The 3,635-nt window shown below is 69.2% G+C and carries 4 protein-coding genes, 1 tRNA gene and 1 pseudogene; 2 read left to right on the plus strand and 4 right to left on the minus strand.

What is annotated here, in order from left to right:
* From ACTUAL_RS26545 to ACTUAL_RS26555, 3 genes are all read right to left on the minus strand, one after another.
* Positions 1-378: hypothetical protein (locus ACTUAL_RS26545; RefSeq protein ID WP_440902160.1), on the minus strand; the 378-nt coding region annotated here is incomplete at its 3' end.
* On the minus strand, positions 375-698 hold the full coding sequence (locus tag ACTUAL_RS26550; RefSeq protein WP_440902161.1) for a hypothetical protein: 324 nt from the start codon (positions 696-698) through the stop codon (positions 375-377). The genes ACTUAL_RS26545 and ACTUAL_RS26550, both read right to left, overlap by 4 nt.
* Positions 699-814: 116 nt before the next feature.
* Positions 815-1,039 (minus strand): DNA-binding protein, encoded by a 225-nt coding sequence (locus ACTUAL_RS26555; RefSeq protein WP_440902162.1) that lies wholly within the window; start codon positions 1,037-1,039, stop codon positions 815-817.
* Positions 1,040-1,173: 134 nt separating this feature from the next.
* Here ACTUAL_RS26555 and ACTUAL_RS26560 point away from each other — a divergent pair, with 134 nt between their 5' ends.
* Positions 1,174-1,899 carry a helix-turn-helix domain-containing protein gene (locus tag ACTUAL_RS26560; protein WP_440902163.1) on the plus strand — a complete coding sequence of 242 codons (726 nt, stop codon included), beginning with the start codon at positions 1,174-1,176 and terminating at the stop codon, positions 1,897-1,899.
* Positions 1,900-2,129: 230 nt separating this feature from the next.
* Positions 2,130-3,335 (plus strand): annotated as a pseudogene (locus ACTUAL_RS26565) (tyrosine-type recombinase/integrase); the annotation flags it as partial.
* Positions 3,336-3,556: 221 nt separating this feature from the next.
* Here the strand turns inward: ACTUAL_RS26565 and ACTUAL_RS26570 are convergent.
* Positions 3,557-3,632, minus strand: a tRNA-Lys gene (locus ACTUAL_RS26570).
* Positions 3,633-3,635 lie beyond the last annotated feature (3 nt).

Consider the following 3,635-nt stretch of genomic DNA (forward strand, 5'->3'; position numbering starts at 1 on the left):
GCGACCGGCCTCGGCGCGCTTGGCGGAGAGCCCGCGGACTTCCTCGGCGGAGCGCTGGTGCTGGAGGTAGTCGTGGACGACGGCCTGCCCCGGCTTCGGCTGGTCGCAGCGCTCGCAGTCGTGGCCGGGGAGGTGCCACAAGCCCTGCTCGACGAGCTTGTCCGCGATGCTCCTGTCCACCCCTGCGATCCGGATCACCGCTGCGATCGGGAAGTGGCCGTCGGTGAGCGACCCGCCGGAGTAGCAGAGCGAGGCGACGTAGGCCCAGCCAGCGGCGGGGTCGTCCAGCTCGGCCAGCTTCGGGTGCAGCGTGAGGTCGACGGAGATGCGGATGTAGGCCCGGCTGTCCTGCGGCGCGGCGGCGCGCGGGCGGCTCATGCGATGTGCCTCGCGTTCAGTTCGGCCTGCTCGGCGGCGAGGCGCGCGTGGGCCCCGCCTGCACGCCACATGGCGCGGAGGTCGGGGTGGGGGAGGGGAATCCAGCCAAAGCCGAGCGCGCGGAGGTGCGCGATCGTTGCCGCCGTGGCGTCGGGGTGCATGGGCGCCGGGCTGGGCTGGGGGTGCAGCGGGTCGTGGTGGCCGTCTGCGAGGGGAGGCAGGCGGCGCGCTGCCTCGCGGCGGCGGGTGGCCGCCGCGAGGCCGTGGTCGTGTTGGGCCGGGTTGTTCGAGCGGTGCCCGTGCTCGTTGGTGCTGGACATGGTGTTGCTCCTGTGGTCCGCAGATGAGGAGGGAAGGTGGGCACCGCGTGTGCGGCCCGCGGGGTTTTCCAGCAGGAGACGGGTGGTCAGGCCGTCGTTGTGTGGCGTGACGTAGTTCAGGCGGCTGGCTCGGCAGCGGGGCGGGGGAGGCCGAGGTAGGCGAGGATGTCGGCGGTCGACACCCGATAGCGGTTGCCCACGCGCAGCAGTCGGACCGGGAAGGCATTTGACCGAGCGAGCTCGCGGGTCTTCGTCTCGCCGATGCCGAGCGCGCGGCCAGCCGTCACGAGGTTCACGACGGCGGGGAGGTTGAACAACTCTTCGCGCGTCATGCCGGGCATGGGGTCCTCCAGAACGGTTGCTGCCGACTTGCCACTTTTGCGATTCGACAAATCTGTTTGGCAGTATGACATCTGATGGCGACAGGTTACAACTAGTTCTGGCGTGTTACCTAGCGGCCCGCTACTTTGGGCAGGTGAGTGATGAGAACCGCTGGTCTCCGAGTGAGGTCATCGCGCAGCAGATCCAGAGGCGGCGCAAGGTGGCCGGGTGGACCCGCGCGCAGTTGGCTGAACGCTGTGCTGAAGCGAAGGGGGCGGTCACGTTGACGGCAACCGTGATCGGGTACATCGAGACCGGGCGGCGTGACGCCAACGGCAAACGCCGTCGCGAGGTCACGATCGAAGAGCTTTTGATCTTGGCCAAGGCGTTCGAGGTCTCTCCGCTGCTACTGCTCTATCCCGTTGACCGTGCTGGTGATGGGCTGGTCGAAGTGCTTCCCGGCCGTGAAGTTCCTGTGTGGATGGCTGCAAAGTGGTTTACCGGCGAGGGACCGCTTGGACGGCGTCATCAGGAAGGGGCGGAGCGCTGGAGCGTCCACACGGACGAGTTCGAGCCTTGGCGGCAGAACAACACGCCCCTCTACCTGCGCCGCGAGCACGACCTGCTGATCGGCCGATGGGACGACGCCAAGCTCGAAGCGTTGAGCAGGCGCAGAGCCGCCGAACTTGCATCTACCGCTGCGCAACGCGAGAGCGAGTTGGCGCGAGCTGACGCTGCCGAGAACCGTGCGCGGGAGACGGAGTCCCGGCTGCGTGATACGCGCAAGGAGATGAAGAGGAACGGCCTCACCCCGCCTGAGGTGAGCCCCGAGCTGAACGACGCGTTGAGTCCCTACATCCCGGAAGGCGGCGAGAGATGAGTGGGCCCTACAAGCGTTGCAAATGCCACTCGGACGAGGGTAAGGAGCTCGGCGCGAAGTGCCCACGTCTCCGTCGCGCTGACGGTGCCTGGAACCCTAAGCACGGCACCTGGTACTTCCGCCTCGAACTGCCCGCCGCCGCCGAGGGGCAGCCGCGACGCGTCATGAAGCGCGGCGGCTACGCCAGCAGAGAGGCCGCCCGCGACGCCCACGACGCCATCGCCCGCCTGATGGCCATCCCCACCCCCGGCCCGGCCGGAGCAGCAGCCCGCGCTGAGATCCTCGCCCTGGTCGAGGCCGCGCTCAAGGCGCGCCGCGAACTGCCCGACTACGACGAGGTCCGCCGCCGCCACCAGACCGGCCAGGCCATCTCCAGCACGCTCACCACCGGGCAGTGGCTCACCGAGTGGCTCGCCACCAAGAAGAACCTCAAGCGCGGAACAGCGCGCGCCTACGGCATCCACCTGCGGCTCTACCTCATCCCGCACCTCGGTGAGATCCCGCTGGATAAGCTCCGCGTCGGCCACATCAGCAGCATGTTCGATGCCATCGACGCCGAGAACGAGCGCCTGGCCATCGTCCGGGCGACCGGCACGGCGGCCGAGCAGGAAGCGGTGCGCGGGCGGAACCACATCGGCGTGGCGACCCAGCACCGCATCCGGGCGACGCTCCGGTCGGCGCTGACCTCCGCGATCAAGCAGTCCAACGGGCAACTGATCATGTTCAACCCGGCGGCGTACGTCGAGCTGCCGAGCGGGAAGCGCCCCAAGGCCCTCGTGTGGACTGACGAGCGCGTCGCCGCGTGGCGGGCCAACCGAGCTCGCCGCCAAGCTGCCGCGCTGGCGCTGACGGAAGCCCTGCGCGGTGAGGACCAGGCGGCGATTGCGCTCTGGCGGCGCGAGGTGGCCCAGCTGGACGCCGCCGAGCGCCCTTCGCCGGTGATGGTGTGGACCGCCGAGCAGACCGGCGAGTTCCTCGACGCCGTAACCGACGAGCGGCTGTACCCGCTGTACCACCTAGTCGCGTTCCGAGGGCTGCGCCGCGGTGAGGTGTGTGGTGTGCGCTGGACCGACACCGACCTGGACCGGGGCACGCTCGCGGTTGCCGAGCAGCTGAGCCAGATCGGCTGGGAGGTCGAGGCGGACAGTCCGAAGAGCGACGCCGGTGACCGGGTCGTCTCGCTCGACGCTGGGACCGTCGCCGTCCTGCGCCGCTGGCGCCTCCAGCAGTTGGAGGACCGGATGCACTGGGGTGCGGGGTGGGCGGACAGCGGGCGCATCTTCACGCGCGAGGACGGCGCGCAGCTGCATCCGGCCTCGGTCACGGACCGCTTCAACGACCTCGTCGCTGCTGCGGGATTGCCGCCGATCCGGCTGCACGACCTCCGGCACGGGGCCGCGACGCTGGCGTTGCAGGGCGGCGTGGACATCAAGGTCGTGCAGGAGATGCTGGGGCACTCGTCGAGTTCGCTGACGCGCGACACCTACACCAGCGTGGTGCCGAGGCTGGCGGTGGAGGCGGCGGAGACGATCGCGTCGATGGTCCCCAGGAAGCGCGGGCAGGTCGCCAGCGGGACGGACGGTCTCCCTACGGTCTCCTCAGGGAGTACCAGCGGTGCTGGCGACCTTGAACGGGGAAGAAAAACCCAGGTCAAGCGTGGTGGGCCGCCAGGGACTCGAACCCTGAACCCGAAGATTAAAAGTCTCCTGCTCTGCCAATTGAGCTAGCAGCCCTCA

It is taken from the genome of Actinosynnema sp., from assembly GCF_052038725.1.

Coding starts and splice junctions, on each gene's coding strand:
- ACTUAL_RS26550 (WP_440902161.1), bottom strand. CDS start 698: ATGTCCAGCACCAACGAGCACGGGCACCGCTCGAACAACCCGGCCCAA.
- ACTUAL_RS26555 (WP_440902162.1), bottom strand. CDS start 1,039: ATGCCCGGCATGACGCGCGAAGAGTTGTTCAACCTCCCCGCCGTCGTG.